General features: G+C 71.8%; 16 protein-coding genes. 13 read left to right on the top strand and 3 right to left on the bottom strand.

Annotated elements, in window-relative coordinates; translation table 11 throughout:
* Nucleotides 1-137: 137 nt before the first annotated feature.
* The 6 genes from dxr to ACWGH0_RS24265 all read left to right on the top strand — a co-directional run bounded on the left by dxr (nt 138) and on the right by ACWGH0_RS24265 (nt 7326).
* On the top strand, nt 138-1391 hold the full coding sequence (dxr, locus tag ACWGH0_RS24290) for a 1-deoxy-D-xylulose-5-phosphate reductoisomerase (RefSeq protein WP_453406329.1): 1254 nt from the start codon (nt 138-140) through the stop codon (nt 1389-1391).
* The gene (locus tag ACWGH0_RS24285) at nt 1388-2689 is read left to right on the top strand and encodes a M50 family metallopeptidase (RefSeq protein ID WP_453406328.1); all 1302 of its coding nucleotides are present in this window, start codon (nt 1388-1390) and stop codon (nt 2687-2689) included. The genes dxr and ACWGH0_RS24285 overlap by 4 nt, the downstream gene beginning before the upstream one ends.
* Before the next feature lie 107 nt (nt 2690-2796).
* Nucleotides 2797-3978, top strand: coding sequence for a flavodoxin-dependent (E)-4-hydroxy-3-methylbut-2-enyl-diphosphate synthase (ispG, locus tag ACWGH0_RS24280; protein WP_453406327.1), 1182 nt, complete (start codon nt 2797-2799; stop codon nt 3976-3978).
* 126 nt (nt 3979-4104) lie between these two features.
* Nucleotides 4105-4950 (top strand): GNAT family N-acetyltransferase, encoded by an 846-nt coding sequence (locus ACWGH0_RS24275; RefSeq protein ID WP_453406326.1) that lies wholly within the window; start codon nt 4105-4107, stop codon nt 4948-4950.
* A gap of 26 nt (nt 4951-4976) precedes the next feature.
* Nucleotides 4977-5549 (top strand): GNAT family N-acetyltransferase, encoded by a 573-nt coding sequence (locus tag ACWGH0_RS24270; RefSeq protein WP_453406325.1) that lies wholly within the window; start codon nt 4977-4979, stop codon nt 5547-5549.
* A gap of 70 nt (nt 5550-5619) precedes the next feature.
* Nucleotides 5620-7326 carry a proline--tRNA ligase gene (locus ACWGH0_RS24265; protein WP_453406324.1) on the top strand — a complete coding sequence of 569 codons (1707 nt, stop codon included), beginning with the start codon at nt 5620-5622 and terminating at the stop codon, nt 7324-7326.
* 86 nt (nt 7327-7412) lie between these two features.
* On the opposite strand, the gene ACWGH0_RS24260 is transcribed toward ACWGH0_RS24265, so the two are convergent.
* The 3 genes from ACWGH0_RS24260 to ACWGH0_RS24250 all read right to left on the bottom strand — a co-directional run bounded on the left by ACWGH0_RS24260 (nt 7413) and on the right by ACWGH0_RS24250 (nt 9340).
* Complete coding sequence (locus ACWGH0_RS24260) at nt 7413-8306, bottom strand: aminoglycoside phosphotransferase family protein (protein ID WP_453406323.1); 894 nt, start codon at nt 8304-8306, stop codon at nt 7413-7415.
* A 69-nt stretch (nt 8307-8375) separates the two neighbouring features.
* A complete protein-coding gene (locus ACWGH0_RS24255) occupies nt 8376-8837 on the bottom strand; it encodes a ferritin-like domain-containing protein (RefSeq protein ID WP_453406322.1) in 462 nt (153 codons plus the stop codon).
* Nucleotides 8834-9340 carry a hypothetical protein gene (locus ACWGH0_RS24250; protein WP_453406321.1) on the bottom strand — a complete coding sequence of 169 codons (507 nt, stop codon included), beginning with the start codon at nt 9338-9340 and terminating at the stop codon, nt 8834-8836. Before ACWGH0_RS24250 ends, ACWGH0_RS24255 begins: the two co-directional genes overlap by 4 nt.
* Nucleotides 9341-9493: 153 nt before the next feature.
* Between ACWGH0_RS24250 and rimP the strand changes: the two genes are divergently transcribed.
* From rimP to truB, 7 genes are all read left to right on the top strand, one after another.
* A complete protein-coding gene (gene rimP / locus ACWGH0_RS24245; RefSeq protein WP_453406320.1) occupies nt 9494-9991 on the top strand; it encodes a ribosome maturation factor RimP in 498 nt (165 codons plus the stop codon).
* Between the two features lie 2 nt (nt 9992-9993).
* Nucleotides 9994-10992, top strand: coding sequence for a transcription termination factor NusA (gene nusA / locus ACWGH0_RS24240; protein WP_453406319.1), 999 nt, complete (start codon nt 9994-9996; stop codon nt 10990-10992).
* 75 nt (nt 10993-11067) lie between these two features.
* Nucleotides 11068-11346: a YlxR family protein gene (locus ACWGH0_RS24235; RefSeq protein WP_453406318.1), complete on the top strand. Its 279-nt coding sequence runs from the start codon at nt 11068-11070 to the stop codon at nt 11344-11346.
* 147 nt (nt 11347-11493) lie between these two features.
* Nucleotides 11494-14637, top strand: a complete 3144-nt coding sequence (gene infB, locus ACWGH0_RS24230; protein ID WP_453406317.1) for a translation initiation factor IF-2 — start codon at nt 11494-11496, stop codon at nt 14635-14637.
* A 264-nt stretch (nt 14638-14901) separates the two neighbouring features.
* Complete coding sequence (locus ACWGH0_RS24225; RefSeq protein ID WP_453406316.1) at nt 14902-15195, top strand: DUF503 domain-containing protein; 294 nt, start codon at nt 14902-14904, stop codon at nt 15193-15195.
* 41 nt (nt 15196-15236) lie between these two features.
* Nucleotides 15237-15695: a 30S ribosome-binding factor RbfA gene (rbfA, locus tag ACWGH0_RS24220; protein WP_453406315.1), complete on the top strand. Its 459-nt coding sequence runs from the start codon at nt 15237-15239 to the stop codon at nt 15693-15695.
* A complete protein-coding gene (truB, locus tag ACWGH0_RS24215; RefSeq protein ID WP_453406314.1) occupies nt 15692-16594 on the top strand; it encodes a tRNA pseudouridine(55) synthase TruB in 903 nt (300 codons plus the stop codon). Before rbfA ends, truB begins: the two co-directional genes overlap by 4 nt.
* Nucleotides 16595-16641: the final 47 nt, after the last annotated feature.

Here is a 16641-nt window from a genome sequence, read left to right as displayed (position 1 = left end):
CCGCCCGGCTGCGCGCCCCCGTCGCCGCCCGCCGGGCACGACGCCGGTGACCCCGCCGCCGCCCGGCCGCCGCGAAGCCGGTGAAACGCGGGGACGCGCTGTCCGCCCGGTGCGCCATTGCGGCAACAATGGGGGGCATGAGCGACAGTCCAGCCCCCCTCGCCGACCCGCACATCGCCTTCGACCCGTCCGAAGGCCGCCGGGACATCGTCGTCCTCGGCTCCACCGGGTCCATCGGAACCCAGGCCATCGACCTGGTGCTCCGCAATCCCGACCGCTTCCGCGTCACCGCGCTCTCCGCGGCCGGCGGCCGGGTCGACCTGCTCGCCGAGCAGGCGCGGCAGCTGCGCGTCCGTACCGTCGCGGTCGCCCGCGAGGACGCCGTGCCCGCCCTGCGCGAGGCGCTCGCGGCCCGGTACGGCGACGCTGAGCCGCTGCCCGAGATCCTGGCCGGACCCGACGCCGCCACCGAGGTCGCCGCCTCCCCGTGCCACACGGTCCTCAACGGCATCACGGGATCCATCGGCCTCGCCCCGACCCTGGCCGCCCTGGAAGCGGGCCGCACCCTGGCCCTCGCGAACAAGGAGTCGCTGATCGTCGGCGGGCCGCTCGTGAAGGCGCTCGCCAAGCCGGGCCAGATCATCCCGGTCGACTCCGAGCACGCGGCGCTGTTCCAGGCCCTCGCCGGCGGCACCCGCTCCGACGTGCGCAAGCTCGTCGTCACCGCGTCCGGCGGCCCGTTCCGGGGACGTACGAAGGCCGAGCTGGCCGGTGTCACCCGGGAGGACGCACTCGCGCACCCCACCTGGGCGATGGGCCCGGTGATCACCGTCAATTCGGCCACTCTGGTCAACAAGGGGCTGGAGGTCATCGAGGCCCACCTCCTCTACGACATCCCCTTCGACCGCATCGAGGTCGTCGTCCACCCCCAGTCGTACGTTCACTCGATGGTGGAGTTCACCGACGGCTCGACGCTCGCCCAGGCGACGCCGCCCGACATGCGGGGCCCGATCGCCATCGGCATCGGCTGGCCGGAGCGCGTCCCGGACGCGGCCCCCGCCTTCGACTGGTCCAAGGCGTCGACCTGGGAGTTCTTCCCCCTCGACGAGGAGGCGTTCCCCTCCGTGGGACTCGCCCGCCACGTCGGTACGCTCGGGGGCACGGCCCCGGCGGTGTTCAATGCCGCGAACGAGGAGTGCGTCGACGCGTTTCTCGCGGGACGGCTGCCGTTCACCGGGATCGTGGATACGGTCGCCGCAGTAGTGGCCGAGCACGGCGCCCCTCGTACGGGAACCTCGCTCACGGTCGCGGACGTCCTGGAAGCCGAGACCTGGGCACGAGCCCGGGCCCGTGAAATCGCAGCACAGGCAACAGCGGAGGCTCGCGCATGACGACGATCCTGTTGACGGTCCTCGGGATAGTCATCTTCTTTGTCGGGCTGCTCGTCTCCATCGCCTGGCACGAGCTCGGTCACCTCTCGACCGCCAAGCTCTTCGGCGTCCGGGTGCCGCAGTACATGGTCGGCTTCGGCCCGACCATCTGGTCGCGCCACAAGGGCGAGACGGAGTACGGCATCAAGGCGATCCCGCTCGGCGGCTACATCCGCATGATCGGGATGTTCCCGCCGGGACCCGACGGCAAGATCGAGGCCCGGTCGACGTCGCCCTGGCGCGGCATGATCGAGGACGCCCGCTCGGCGGCGTACGAGGAACTGCGGCCCGGCGACGAGACCCGGCTCTTCTACACGCGCAAGCCGTGGAAGCGCGTGATCGTGATGTTCGCCGGCCCCTTCATGAACCTGATCCTGGCCGTGGCGATCTTCCTCGGCGTCTTCATGACGATCGGCCTGAACCAGCAGACGACCACCGTCGACACCGTCGTCCCCTGCGTGGTCGCGCAGAGCGAGAACCGCGACTGCCGCAAGGGCGACCCGGCGTCGCCCGCCAAGGCCGCCGGCCTGCAGAAGGGCGACAGGATCGTCGCCTTCAACGGCAGGCCCGTCGAGGACTGGGCCACCCTGTCCGACCGCATCCGCGAGACCATCGGCCCGGCCACCGTCACGGTCGAGCGCGACGGCGCCCAGAAGGTCCTCAAGGCCGATCTGATCGCCAACAAGGTGGCCGAGAAGGACGCCCAGGGGCAGCCCGTCGCCGATCAGTACGTCGAGGCGGGCTACCTCGGTTTCGGCCCCGGCTCGGCCGTCGTCCCGTTGTCCTTCACCGATTCGCTGGACCGCATGGGCGTGATGATCGAGTCCGGCGTGGCCTCGCTGATCGACCTGCCGTCCAAGGTCCCGGACCTGTGGAACGCGACGTTCAACGGCGAGGAGCGCAAGGCGGACTCCCCGATGGGCGTGGTCGGCGCGGCCCGTGTGGGCGGCGAGATCCTCGGTCTCGGGCTGCCCATGGAGAACACCGTCGGGATGATGCTGTTCCTCATCGGCGGCTTCAACCTCTCCCTCTTCCTGTTCAACATGCTCCCGCTCCTGCCGCTCGACGGCGGGCACATCGCGGGGGCGCTGTGGGAGTCGCTGCGGCGCACTGTGGCGAAGCTGTTCCGGCGACCCGACCCGGGTCCCTTCGACGTGGCCAAGCTGATGCCCGTGGCCTATGTGGTCGCCGGTGTCTTCATCTGCTTCACGGCGCTCGTACTGGTGGCCGATGTGGTCAATCCGGTGCGAATCTCTTGAGCGGACGCGGTGATGTGGTGTGCTCCGGGCTTTCGCGGTGACGTAACCTCGAAGTCCGGAGCCCGCCGATCTCGGGACCTTGATCCACACTTGGGGTTGCACAGCAGATGACTGCAATTTCTCTCGGAATGCCTTCCGTTCCGACGAAGCTCGCCGACCGTAGGGTCAGCCGCAAGATCCAGGTCGGATCGGTGGCCGTCGGCGGGGACGCACCCGTCTCGGTGCAGTCGATGACGACCACCAGGACGTCCGACATCGGCGCGACGCTCCAGCAGATCGCGGAGCTGACGGCCTCGGGCTGCCAGATCGTACGCGTGGCCTGTCCCACCCAGGACGACGCCGACGCGCTCGCGACCATCGCGCGCAAGTCGCAGATCCCGGTGATCGCCGACATCCACTTCCAGCCGAAGTACGTCTTCGCCGCCATCGACGCGGGCTGCGCGGCGGTCCGGGTGAACCCGGGCAACATCAAGCAGTTCGACGACAAGGTCAAGGAGATCGCCAAGGCGGCCTCCGACGCCGGGACCCCGATCCGCATCGGCGTCAACGCCGGATCGCTCGACGCGCGCCTGCTGAAGAAGTACGGCAAGGCCACGCCCGAGGCCCTCGTCGAGTCCGCGCTGTGGGAGGCGTCGCTCTTCGAGGAGCACGGGTTCGGTGACATCAAGATCTCGGTCAAGCACAACGACCCGGTCGTGATGGTCAACGCCTACCGCCTGCTCGCCGCCCAGTCCGACTACCCGCTGCACCTCGGTGTGACGGAGGCGGGCCCCGCGTTCCAGGGCACCATCAAGTCCGCCGTGGCGTTCGGCGCGCTGCTCAGCGAGGGCATCGGCGACACCATCCGCGTCTCGCTGTCCGCGCCGCCGGCCGAGGAGGTCAAGGTCGGCCTCCAGATCCTGGAGGCGCTCAACCTCAAGCAGCGCCGCCTGGAGATCGTGTCCTGCCCGTCCTGCGGGCGCGCCCAGGTCGACGTCTACAAGCTGGCCGACCAGGTCGCCGCCGGTCTCGACGGCATGGAGGTGCCGCTGCGCGTGGCCGTCATGGGCTGCGTCGTCAACGGCCCCGGCGAGGCCCGTGAGGCCGACCTCGGCGTCGCGTCGGGCAACGGCAAGGGCCAGATCTTCGTCAAGGGCGAGGTCATCAAGACCGTGCCCGAGTCGAAGATCGTCGAGACCCTCATCGAAGAGGCGCTGAAGATCGCCGAGCAGATGGAGAAGGACGGCGTCCCGTCCGGCCCGCCGGTCGTCGACGCCGTCGGCGAGCCCGAGGCCGCCGTCAGTCACTGACTTCCCCCGCACCCGTACGCGACGGAGCCCTGCCCCCGAGGCAGGGCTCCGTCCCGTATTGCGGCGTCCCGCGGGAGCGCCCGGTAGAGTGCGGAGATCAGAAGACCGTACGGTGAGGCCCCTCACGTGTTGACTCAGACCACTACCCGGGTCCTCGACCCCGGCGAACTCGGCGCCGCGCTCGCGATCCTCGAGAGCGATCCGGTCGCCAACGCCTTCGTGACCTCGCGCGTCCAGGCGGCGGGACTCGACCCGTGGCGCCTGGGCGGCGAGATGTGGGGCTGGTACGCCGACGGCCGTCTGCGCTCGCTGTGCTACTCCGGCGCCAACCTGGTCCCGATCTGCGCGACCCCCGAGGCCGTCCGCGGCTTCGCCGACCGCGCCCGCCGGGCCGGCCGCCGCTGCTCCTCGATCGTCGGCCCCGCCGAGACCACCCGGCAGCTGTGGCGGCTGCTGGAACCCAGCTGGGGCCCCGCCCGCGACGTACGCCCGCACCAGCCGCTCATGGTCACCGAGCAGCCCTCGCCCGACATCCGGCCCGACCCCCGGGTCCGGCGCATCGGCAAGGCCGAGATGGACGTGATCATGCCCGCGTGCGTGGCCATGTTCACCGAGGAGGTCGGCGTCTCCCCGCTCGCGGGCGACGGGGGACTGCTCTACCAGGCGCGGGTCGCCGAACTCGTCGCCGCGGGGCGGTCGTTCGCCCGCATCGACGACGGCAAGGTCGTCTTCAAGGCGGAGATCGGCGCCGCGACCGCGCAGGCCTGCCAGATCCAGGGCGTCTGGGTGGCCCCCGAGTTCCGCGGCCGGGGCCTGTCCGAGACCGGCATGGCGGCGGTCCTGCGCTACGCGTTGGCCGACATCGCGCCCGTCGTCAGCCTGTACGTGAACGACTTCAACACCGCCGCCCGCGCGGCCTACCGGAAGGTCGGGTTCCGTGAGGTCGGCGCGTTTATGAGCGTGTTGTTCTGACGTCCTTGCGAAGTAGGGTGCGCTGCATGGCACCTCTTTCCGGGGGAGAACCCCAGACCCCCGCCGTTGTGATCGAGCCCGTGGATCTCGCCGCGCGCGTGGACGAGGCGCTCGCCGTACAGGCCCTCGCCTTCGGCCTCACCGACGACGAGATCGGGGTACGCCGTCACATCGTGCTGCGGCACCTGCTGAACCCCGGCGCCCGCGCGCTCGGCGCCACAACGCCCGACGGGCGGCTCGTCGGCTTCGTCTACGGGATGCCCAACAGCCGGACGCACTGGTGGTCCACGGTCGTCGAGCCGTACCTGCGCCAGAGCGGCAACGACGGCTGGCTCGACCACTCCTTCGTCATCACCGAACTGCACGTCGCCCCCGCCCACCAGGCACGCGGCATCGGCCGCCGGCTCATCACCACCATCACGGACACCGCGCAGGAGCCCCGCTCGATCCTCTCCGCGATCGACACCGAGAGCCCGGCCCGCGGCCTCTACCGTGCGCTGGGCTACGTCGACCTGGCACGCCAGGTCCACTTCCCGAGCGCTCCGAGGCCGTACGCCGTGATGGGCGCGCCGCTCCCGCTGCGCCGTCCCGGCCGGTAACGGATTTCCCGTGCCCGACGCCGCCCGGCTAACCTCCTAGCCATCACACGTTTCTTCGCAGGAGTTCACCATGGCCCAGGTCCAGCGCATGTCCCGTCTGATGGTCAAGACACTGCGTGACGACCCGGCGGACGCCGAGACGCTCAGCCACAAGCTGCTGGTGCGCGCAGGCTACGTCCGCCGGAACGCGGCGGGGATCTGGACCTGGCTCCCGCTGGGCAAGAAGGTCCTCGAGAACATCACGCGCGTCGTCCGCGAGGAGATGGACGAGATCGGCGCCCAGGAGGTGCTGCTCCCCGCGCTGCTGCCCAAGGAGGCGTACGAGGCGAGCGGCCGCTGGGAGGAGTACGGCGACCTGCTGTTCCGCCTCAAGGACCGCAAGGGCGCCGACTACCTGCTCGGCCCGACGCACGAAGAGATCTTCACGCAGACCGTCAAGGACCAGTGCACGTCCTACAAGGACCTGCCGGTCATGCTCTACCAGATCCAGACGAAGTACCGCGACGAGGCGCGTCCGCGCTCCGGCGTGCTGCGCGGCCGTGAGTTCCAGATGAAGGACTCGTACTCCTTCGACACGACCGACGAGGGCCTGGCGGAGTCGTACGCGCTGCACCGCGCCGCCTACCAGAAGATCTTCGCGCGCCTCGGCCTCGACTTCCGCATCGTCTCCGCCGTGTCCGGCGCGATGGGCGGCTCGGCGTCCGAGGAGTTCCTGGCCCCCGCCGCGGCCGGCGAGGACACCTTCGTGGACTGCCCGGCGTGCGACTACGCCGCCAACACCGAGGCCGTCACCTTCAGCGCCGAGGCCGTCGCCGCCGCGTACGACGGCTCGGAGCACGGTCCCGTCGAGGAGCTGGACACCCCCGACACCCCGACGATCGAGACCCTCGCCGAACACCTCGGCGTACCGGCGTCGGCCACCCTCAAGAACCTGCTGGTCAAGGTCGACGGCGAGATCGTCGCCGTCGGCGTCCCCGGTGACCGCGAGGTCGACCTGGGCAAGCTTGGGGAGCACCTGGCGCCCGCCGTGGTCGAGCTCGTCACCGCCGAGGACTTCGTGGGCCGCCCCGACCTCGTGCGCGGCTACGTCGGCCCGCAGGGTCTGGAGAAGGTCCGCTACATCGCGGACCCGCGCGTCGCCGCCGGCACCGCCTGGATCACCGGCGCCAACCAGCAGGACAAGCACGCGAAGAACGTCGTCGCCGGCCGCGACTTCCAGGTCGACGACTACCTCGACGTCGTCGTCGTCGAAGAGGGCGACCCCTGCCCCAAGTGCGGCGCCGGCCTCAAGCTGGACCGCGCGATCGAGATCGGCCACATCTTCCAGCTCGGCCGCAAGTACGCCGACACCTTCCAGCTCGACGTGCTCGGCCAGCAGGGCAAGCCGGTCCGCGTGACCATGGGCTCGTACGGCATCGGCGTCTCCCGCGCCGTCGCCGCCCTCGCCGAGCAGTCCGCCGACGACAAGGGCCTGTGCTGGCCGGCCGAGATCGCCCCGGCCGACGTGCACGTCGTCGCCGCGGGCAAGGCGCTCCAGACGGAGCTGGCCGTCGAGGTCGCGGACAAGCTGGGCGCGGCCGGGCTGCGCGTGCTGGTCGACGAGCGTCCGGGCGTCTCGCCGGGCGTGAAGTTCACGGACGCCGAGCTCATCGGCGTACCCAAGATCCTGGTCGCCGGCCGCCGCAGCGCCGAGGGCGTCGTGGAGCTGAAGGACCGCCGCACGGGCGAGCGCGAGGAGCTGACGGTCGACGAGGCGATCGCCCGCCTGACCGCCTGAGCCTGCCGGCAGCACCATGAGGGGCCCCGCGCGATCCGCGCGGGGCCCCTCGTGCGTGCCCGCCCCCGCGTTCCCGGGGCCGGGGACTACAGCCAGCCGGCGAACTCCAGCAGGAGTTCGGCGTCCTGGTGGCGACCGGCCGCCGTCGCGCGCAGGCCGGACTCCACCGCGCGGAACAGCGTCCAGCCGTGCAGTCTGGCCCGGTCGACGTCCAGGGAGTCGGCGAGCCTGTTCACCCGGCGGCGGGTGGCGGACGCGCCCGCGGCCGCCGCGACCAGGTCCTCGACCCGGTCGCGGACCAGCCGGGCCAGGTCGTACGCCCGCTCGCCGACCAGGGGCTCCGGCCCGACGGCGAGCCAGGGCGCCCGGTCGCCCGCGAGGACCTTGCCCTGCCTGAAGTTGCCGTGCAGCAGCAGGAGTTCGTCCGCCGACGCCGTCAGTTCCTCGCGCGCCGCGAGGGCCGCCTCCACCAGCGGGGCCAGCGCCGGATCGGCGGAGCGCATCGCCACCGCCTGCCGGGCCGTGCGCTCGGCGACCGTCTCGAAGGGATGCGCCGGGGGCGGCTCGATCCACAGCCGGCGTACGATCCCGGCCGCCTCGAGCAGCGCCTTCGCCTCCGGCAGCGAACGCAGCGAGACCTCCGGGTGCAGGCGCTCCAGGAGGAGTTCACCGCTCCCGGCGTCCCCGTCGGTCAGCTCCACCGCGCCCCAGCCGTTCCAGTGCGCGAGCGCCGCGCGCTCCCGGCCGGGCCCGGCCGCCTCCGGGGCGATCTTGAGCGCGGCGGCCGTGCCGTCCTGCCGGCGTACGAGAACGACCAGGCTGCTCCTGCCGCCCGGGTTCTGCACCCGCTCGACGGTCAGCTTCCGCCGCGCCACCGCCTCCTCGGCCAGCTCCGGCAGCCGTCCGAGCCAGTCGGCGGCCACCTCCGGGTACGCCTCGCCGAGCGCTCGTACGAGACGCTGCGGCGGTTCGAAAAGCATGCGTGTGGTGTCCCCTTCAAAAGCCGGTGCGAGGGCCGGTCCCGCGACCGGTCCCGGGGCCGGAGCGCCTCACTGCTTGCGGCTCACGGCCGGCGTGGTCAGCTCGGCGAGCCCAGGAAAGGCTACGCCGCGCCCGCGCCAGCGCACCGCCCGCACCGCTGCCTCCCGCAGCGCCCCCGCCGCCTCGCGCCGCAGGGGGCCGCCGGCGGCGCGCACGAGGTCGGCGTAGACCCCGGCCACCCGGTCCTCCAGTTCGGCGGCGAGCCGCAGCGCCGCCGCCGCGTCCGGCACCGGGAACGGCAGGGCGTACGCGGCGGCCGCGGCCACCGGGGTCGCGCCCAGGTCGCGCGCGGTCCGCTCCAGCGCGTCGCGCCGGGCCCGGTGGGCGTCGTACGCCTCCCGCGCCTCGTCCCCGCGGCCCTCGGCGACCCGGCCGCCGACGACCCCGTACCCGTACACGGCGGCGTGCTCGGCGGCCAGCGCGGCCTGCACCGCCTCCAGCGCCCGTGCGGCGGTCGGCGTCCCGCTCACCCCTCGCTCCCTTCGGTCAGCAGATACACGTGCGCGGCGCCGGCCGCGGCGACGGACGCCAGCAGCCTCGCCAGTTCCGGCGGCGCGTCGACGAGCGCCGCCGTGTGCGCGTCGGCGGCCCGCCGCTCCTCGGCGGCGAGCTCCTTCAGCGCGGCGCCGGGCTCCGCGGCCACGGCCGGAGGCGCCGCGGCGCGTACCGCCGCGCCCTCGCCCCGCAGGGCCTGCGCCTGCCGGGCCACGGCGTCGCGCAGCGGCTCCAGCCGGCCGGCGGCGGAGGGATGGGCGGCGATCACGGCGTCGTAGTGGGCCAGCAGCGTCCGCCTGGCCCGCGCGGAGCGCTTGCGCATCCCCGCCTCGGCCCGTACGGCGGCGGCCACGGCGTCGGCGGAGGAGCCCTCCCGGCCGCGCGCGGCCGTGTCCCGCGCGCACCCGGTCAGCAGCGCGGCGGCCGCGGCCCCGGTCGCGGCGAGCACACCCCTGCGTGTGGTTTCCGTGCGCCGCACTGTGTCTCCCTCGGGCCGCTGCGGTGATCACCGCAGGCGAGCGTACCCGCGGCTCCCCGGTGGGCGGACGGCAACACCCCTCGGGACCGGATACCCTTTGATCTGACACGCGACGATCCACACAACAGCACACGCGGCCGAGGAGTCACCCGGATGAGCACCACCCAGAGCGACAGGCTGCGCGCACTCCTGGAACCACTGGTCAGCGCGGAAGGCCTCGATCTGGAGGACATCGAGGTGTCCCGGGCCGGCAGGCGCCGTCAGCTGAGGATCGTCGTCGACTCCGACGAAGGCGTGGAACTCGACGCCTGCGCCGAGCTGAGCCGCTCCATCTCCGAGAAGCTCGACGAGACGGACGCGATGGGCGAGGGCGAGTACGTCCTCGAAGTCAGCTCCCCGGGCGCCGACCGCCCGCTGTCGGAGCACCGCCACTACGTACGGGCCACCGGCCGCCTCGCCAAGCTGACGCTGAACGACGGCGACGAGCTGGTCGCGCGCATTCTCACCGTGGACGACGAGGGCCTGGACCTCGAGGTGCCGGGCGTGAAGGGCCGCAGGCCCACCGCCCGCCGCGTCGCCTTCGCGGACATCGCCAAGGCGCGGGTGGAGATCGAGTTCAACCGCAAGGACAAGAAGGAAGAGGAGGCGTAGCCATGGACATCGACGTAAAGCTCCTGAAGGGCTTGGCGAAAGAAAAGGAGATCTCCTTCGACCTGATGGTCGAGGCGATCGAATCGGCCCTCCTCATCGCGTACCACCGCACCGAGGGCAGCCACCGCCGCGCGCGCGTGGAGCTCAGCCGCGAGACCGGTCATGTGACGGTCTGGGCGAAGGAGGACCCGGCCGACCTCGAAGAGGGCCAGGAGCCGAAGGAATTCGACGACACCCCGTCCGACTTCGGGCGGATCGCGGCCAGCACCGCCAAGCAGGTCATCCTCCAGCGTCTGCGCGACGCCGAGGACGACCGGACCTTCGGCGAGTACGCGGGCCACGAGGGCGACGTCGTCACGGGCGTCGTCCAGCAGGGCAGGGACCCGAAGAACGTCCTGGTCGACATCGGCAAGCTGGAAGCCATCCTGCCGGTGCAGGAGCAGGTGCCCGGCGAGGAGTACACGCACGGCCTGCGGCTGCGCTCGTACGTCGTACGGGTGGCCAAGGGCGTGCGCGGTCCGTCCGTGACGCTGTCCAGGACCCACCCGAACCTGGTGAAGAAGCTCTTCGCCCTCGAGGTGCCGGAGATCGCCGACGGTTCGGTGGTCATCGAGGCCATCGCCCGCGAGGCCGGCCACCGCTCCAAGATCGCCGTACGCTCGACGCGGTCGGGGCTGAACCCGAAGGGCGCCTGCATCGGCCCGATGGGCGGCCGGGTGCGCAACGTCATGGCCGAGCTGCACGGCGAGAAGATCGACATCGTGGACTGGTCGGACGACCCGGCCGAGATGGTCGCCAACGCCCTGTCGCCCGCGCGCGTGAGCAAGGTCGAGGTCGTGGACATGGCGGCCCGCTCCGCCCGTGTCACCGTTCCGGACTACCAGCTCTCACTGGCGATCGGCAAGGAGGGCCAGAACGCCCGCCTCGCCGCGCGGCTCACCGGCTGGCGCATCGACATCCGCTCCGACACCGAGCAGCCCGAGTCCTCCGACCAGGACTGAGGCCGGTTTCACGACAACAACCGTTCGATTTTTGCCCCCATGGGGTGAGGTCGCCGCGGGGAGGTAGACTTAATAGTGTCTGGCCGGACGCATGCCCGCGTATGCCCTGAGCGAACCTGTGTGGGATGCCGGGAGCGAGCGGCCAAGCGCGAACTGCTGCGCATCGTGGAGATCGAGGGCGAATGTGTCCCCGATCCTCGCGGTACGCTGCCCGGCCGGGGTGCGTACATTCACCCCGCCTCTGAGTGTCTCGCCCTGGCGGTCCGCCGCCGGGCGTTTCCCCGGGCCTTTCGGGGCCGGGCACCGCTCGGCACAACGGCACTGAGCCAGTTTGTCGAGCAGGCAACACCGTAAGAAGAGAACGGCACGGATAACCGTGCGGTCAGGTACCTCGCGAGTTGGAAGTAGGTCGAGATTGCGATGAGCACTCGATGAGTACGCGATGAGTACGCCCATGAAGTAGCGACGGTCCGGCGGTAACCCGGACCTCAAAGGAGCGAAGTGGCAAAGGTCCGGGTTTACGAACTCGCCAAGGAGTTCGGTGTAGAGAGCAAGGTCGTCATGGCCAAGCTCCAGGAACTTGGTGAATTCGTCCGTTCGGCGTCCTCGACGATCGAGGCGCCGGTTGTACGCAAACTGACTGACGCACTGCAGGGTCCCGGCGGCAACGCCGGCAAGTCCGCAGCGAAGCCGGGCGCGCCGCGTAAGGCGACGCCCGCGAAGCCGTCTCCGGCGGCTCCCACGTCCGCGCCCTCCCCGGCGCAGGCGTCCCGTCCCGGCGCCCCGAAGCCCGGCGCGCCGGCCCCCAAGCCGGCCGCGGCCGAGGCTCCGGCCGCCCCGTCGGCATCGGCGCCCTCCGCGCCGTCCGGCGCACCGCGCCCGGGTCCGAAGCCCGCGCCGAAGCCCGCTCCGGCGGCTCCGGTCCCCGCGGCCGAGTTCTCCGCGCCCGAGCCTGCCCAGCAGGCCCCGGCAGCGCCCGCGCAGCAGCCGCAGGCCCCGCGTCCCGCGGGTGCCACGCCCGGTCCCCGTCCCGCCCGTCCGGCCCCGGCCGGTCAGCGCGACGGCGGTCAGCGTGACGGCGGCCAGCGCGACGACCGCCGTGGTGGCGAGCGTCCCGCCCGTCCCGGCGGCCAGCAGGCCCCCCGTCCCGGAGGCGCCCGTCCCGCGGGTCCGCGTCCGGGCAACAACCCCTTCACCTCTGGTGGCTCCACCGGCATGGCGCGTCCGCAGACGCCCCGTCCGGGTGGCGCCCCGCGTCCCGGCGGCGCCGGTGCCCCCGGTGGCGCCCCGCGTCCGCAGGGTGCTCCCGGCGGCGCTCCGCGTCCCCAGGGCCAGGGCGGCGCCCGCCCGACCCCGGGCGGCATGCCCCGTCCGCAGGGCGGCGCCCCGCGTCCGGGCGGTGCCCCCGGTGGCAACCGTCCTAACCCCGGCATGATGCCGCAGCGTCCCGCGGCGGGCACCCCCCGTCCCGGTGGCGGTCCCGGCGGCGGTGGCCGCGGTCCCGGCGGCCCCGGTGGCCGTCCGGGCGGTGGCGGTCGTCCCGGCGGCGGCGGCTTCGCCGGCCGTCCGGCCGGTCCCGGTGGTGGCGGCGGCGGCTTCGCCGGCCGTCCCGGTGGTCCCGGCGGCGGTGGCGGCGCGGGCCGTCCCGGTGGTGGCGGCGGCTTCGGCGGTCGTCCCGGCTTCGGTGGACGTCCCGGCGGTCCCGGTGCCCGTGGTGGCACGCAGGGCGCGTTCGGCCGTCCCGGTGGTCCCGCGCGTCGCGGTCGCAAGTCGAAGCGGCAGAGGCGCCAGGAGTACGAGGCCATGCAGGCCCCGTCCGTGGGCGGCGTGATGCTGCCTCGCGGCAACGGACAGACCGTCCGCCTGTCGCGCGGTGCCTCGCTCACCGACTTCGCCGAGAAGATCAACGCCAACCCGGCGTCGCTCGTCGGCGTGATGATGAACCTCGGCGAGATGGTCACTGCCACGCAGTCCGTCTCCGACGAGACGCTGAAGCTCCTCGCCGAAGAGATGAACTTCATCCTGGAGATCGTCAGCCCGGAGGAGGAGGACCGCGAGCTCCTCGAGTCGTTCTCCATCGAGTTCGGCGAGGACGAGGGCGGCGAGGACATGCTCGTCTCCCGTCCGCCGGTCGTGACCGTCATGGGTCACGTCGACCACGGAAAGACCCGACTCCTCGACGCCATTCGCAAGACGAACGTCGTCGCGGGCGAGGCCGGTGGCATCACGCAGCACATCGGTGCGTACCAGGTCGCCACCGAGGTCAACGGTGAAGAGCGCGCCATCACCTTCATCGACACCCCCGGTCACGAGGCGTTCACCGCCATGCGTGCCCGTGGTGCGAAGTCCACCGACATCGCGATCCTCGTGGTCGCGGCGAACGACGGTGTGATGCCGCAGACGATCGAGGCGCTGAACCACGCCAAGGCCGCCGGTGTGCCGATCGTGGTCGCGGTCAACAAGATCGACGTCGAGGGCGCCGACCCGACCAAGGTGCGCGGTCAGCTCACCGAGTTCGGTCTGGTGGCCGAGGAGTACGGCGGCGACACGATGTTCGTCGACATCTCCGCGCGCCAGGGTCTCCACATCGAGGAACTCCTCGAAGCGGTCATCCTCACCGCCGACGCGTCGCTCGACCTCCGGGCGAACGCCGAGATGGACGCACAGGGCATCGCGATCGAGGCCCACCTCGACAAGGGCCGCGGCGCCGTCGCCACCGTGCTCGTCCAGCGCGGAACGCTCCGCGTCGGCGACACGATGGTCGCCGGTGACGCGTACGGCCGAGTCCGCGCCATGCTCGACGACAACGGCAACAACGTCGAGGAAGCGGGTCCGTCGACCCCCGTCCTGGTCCTGGGTCTCACCAACGTCCCCGGCGCCGGCGACAACTTCCTGGTCGTCGACGAGGACCGTACGGCCCGCCAGATCGCCGAGAAGCGTGCTGCGCGTGAGCGCAACGCCGCCTTCGCCAAGCGCACCCGCCGGGTGTCCCTCGAGGACCTCGACAAGGTGCTCAAGGCCGGTCTGGTCCAGGACCTCAACATCATCATCAAGGGCGACGCGTCCGGTTCGGTGGAGGCTCTCGAGTCCTCGCTGCTCCAGCTCGACGTCGGCGAAGAGGTGGAGATCCGGGTCCTGCACCGCGGTGTGGGTGCGGTCACCGAGTCCGACATCGACCTGGCGATGGGCTCCGACGCCATCGTCATCGGCTTCAACGTCCGAGCTGCCGGCCGCGCCGCGCAGATGGCGGACCGCGAGGGCGTCGACGTCCGGTACTACTCGGTCATCTACCAGGCGATCGAAGAGATCGAAGCGGCCCTCAAGGGCATGCTCAAGCCGGAGTACGAAGAGGTCGAGCTCGGCACGGCGGAGATCCGCGAGATCTTCCGCTCGTCCAAGCTGGGCAACATCGCCGGTGTTCTCGTCCGCTCCGGAGAGGTCAAGCGCAACACCAAGGCGCGCCTCATCCGCGACGGCAAGGTCGTCGCCGAGGACCTCAACATCCAGGGTCTGCGTCGCTTCAAGGACGACGTCACCGAGATCCGCGAAGGCTTCGAGGGCGGTATCAACCTCGGAAACTTCAACGACATCAAGGTCGACGACGTCATCGCGACGTACGAGATGCGCGAGAAGCCGCGCGGCTGAGCCGTGTAGGCACGCAGTGCAGTGTCGGGGGCGCGCGGCGGGAGTTATTTACCGGGGGCGGCCCCCGCCCGGGGGGGTAGGGGTGTTGTGTGGCAGCCCAACGGGTGGGGGGGGCCCGCGGTTTTGCCCCGCTGGGCTGGGGGGGGGCCGCGGGGGTGATGTTATTTCCGTCGAGCGGCCCCGGCCGTTGCGTGTACGGTTCTTGTGTCCCTGCCAAGCGGTTGGCGGGGCACGACCCCGAACCGGCGGGACATCCGGACACACATGTATGTGGGGACACTCTCCTTCGACCTGCTCCTCGGCGACGTACGGTCGCTGAAGGAGAAGCGCTCCGTGGTACGCCCGATCGTCGCCGAACTCCATCGCAGGTTCGCGGTGAGCGTCGCGGAAGTCGGCGATCAGGACGTCTACCGCAGGGTCGAGATCGGCCTGGCGGTGGTATCGGGGGACACGGGGCACCTCTCGGAGGTACTGGACCGGTGCGAGCGCATGGTCGCCGCCCGGCCCGAGGTGGAGCTGCTGTCGGTACGACGGCGGCTGCACGGTGATGAAGACTGAAGTACTGAAGTTCAGCAGCAGCAGAAAGAGGAGACGGACCGGTGACCGACAAAGCGCGGGCCCGCAAGCTGGCCGATCGCATCCAGGTCGTGGTCGCGGAGACCCTGGACCGGCGAATCAAGGATCCGCGACTGGGGTTCGTGACCATCACGGACGCCCGGGTCACCGGTGACCTGCGGGAGGCCACGGTCTTCTACACGGTCTACGGCGACGACGAAGCGCGCGCCGCCTCGGCCGCCGCGCTGGAGAGCGCCAAGGGGGTGCTGCGTTCCGAGGTCGGGCGTCAGACCGGCGTGCGCCACACGCCGTCGCTCGCCTTCGTCGCGGACGCGCTGCCGGACAACGCGCGCACCATCGAGGACCTCCTCGACAAGGCGCGCGCCAAGGACGCCGAGGTGCGCCAGGTGTCCACGGGCAAGACGTACGCCGGCGAGGCCGACCCGTACCGCAAGCCCGAGGACGACGACGCAGCCGAGGACGAGGGCGAAACCGCGGAATGAACAAGCGCACCACCACGACGCCGGACGGCCTTGTCATCGTCGACAAGCCGTCCGGCTTCACTTCGCACGACGTCGTGGCCAAGATGCGGGGGATCGCCAAGACCCGCCGCGTCGGGCACGCGGGGACGCTCGACCCCATGGCGACGGGCGTCCTCGTCCTCGGCGTGGAGAAGGCGACGAAGCTCCTCGGACACCTCGCCCTGACCGAGAAGGAGTACCTCGGTACGATCCGGCTCGGCCAGACCACGGTCACCGACGACGCGGAGGGCGAGATCACCGCGTCCGCCGACGCCTCCGGTGTGACCAGGGAGGGCATCGACGCCGGTGTGGCCGAGCTGACCGGCGCCATCATGCAGGTGCCGTCCAAGGTCAGCGCCATCAAGATCGACGGCAAGCGGTCGTACTCGCGGGTGCGCGAGGGCGAGGAGTTCGAGATCCCGGCCCGGCCGGTGACCGTCTCGTCCTTCCAGGTCTACGACGTGCGCGAGGCGGTGGCCGAGGACGGGACGCCCGTCGTCGACCTCGTCGTCTCCGTGGTCTGCTCCTCCGGTACGTACATCCGGGCCCTCGCGCGCGACCTCGGCGCGGGCCTGGGCGTCGGCGGCCACCTGACCGCGCTGCGCCGCACCCGGGTCGGCCCGTACGGGCTGGACGCCGCGAAGACGCTGGAGCAGCTCCAGGAGGAGCTCACGGTCATGCCGATCGCCGACGCGGCGGCCGCCGCGTTCGCCCGGTGGGACGTCGACGAGCGGCGCGCGGGCCTGGTGACCAACGGCGTACGGCTCGACATGCCGGCCTACGACACCAGCCCGGTGGCGGTCTTCGGGCCCGGGGACCGGTTCCTGGCGCTCGTCGAGGAGAACCGGGGCAAGGCGAAGAGCCTGGCCGTCTTCGGCTGAGCTCGCCGGGCCGTACGGTCCACCGTCGAGCGGGCGGCCCTCGGGCC

This window comes from Streptomyces sp. NPDC054887 (assembly GCF_053610585.1).
Note: the sequence above shows the minus strand (reverse complement) of the source record. Positions and strands in the feature narration are given on the sequence as shown.

What these genes read in the sequence shown, in the direction of transcription:
- truB (WP_453406314.1), top strand. Translation starts at nt 15,692, where the DNA reads ATGAACAAGCGCACCACCACGACGCCGGACGGCCTTGTCATCGTCGAC.
- ACWGH0_RS24285 (WP_453406328.1), top strand. Translation starts at nt 1,388, where the DNA reads ATGACGACGATCCTGTTGACGGTCCTCGGGATAGTCATCTTCTTTGTC.
- rimP (WP_453406320.1), top strand. Translation starts at nt 9,494, where the DNA reads ATGAGCACCACCCAGAGCGACAGGCTGCGCGCACTCCTGGAACCACTG.
- nusA (WP_453406319.1), top strand. Translation starts at nt 9,994, where the DNA reads ATGGACATCGACGTAAAGCTCCTGAAGGGCTTGGCGAAAGAAAAGGAG.
- dxr (WP_453406329.1), top strand. Translation starts at nt 138, where the DNA reads ATGAGCGACAGTCCAGCCCCCCTCGCCGACCCGCACATCGCCTTCGAC.
- ACWGH0_RS24270 (WP_453406325.1), top strand. Translation starts at nt 4,977, where the DNA reads ATGGCACCTCTTTCCGGGGGAGAACCCCAGACCCCCGCCGTTGTGATC.
- ACWGH0_RS24225 (WP_453406316.1), top strand. Translation starts at nt 14,902, where the DNA reads ATGTATGTGGGGACACTCTCCTTCGACCTGCTCCTCGGCGACGTACGG.
- ispG (WP_453406327.1), top strand. Translation starts at nt 2,797, where the DNA reads ATGACTGCAATTTCTCTCGGAATGCCTTCCGTTCCGACGAAGCTCGCC.
- ACWGH0_RS24260 (WP_453406323.1), bottom strand. Translation starts at nt 8,306, where the DNA reads ATGCTTTTCGAACCGCCGCAGCGTCTCGTACGAGCGCTCGGCGAGGCG.
- ACWGH0_RS24265 (WP_453406324.1), top strand. Translation starts at nt 5,620, where the DNA reads ATGGCCCAGGTCCAGCGCATGTCCCGTCTGATGGTCAAGACACTGCGT.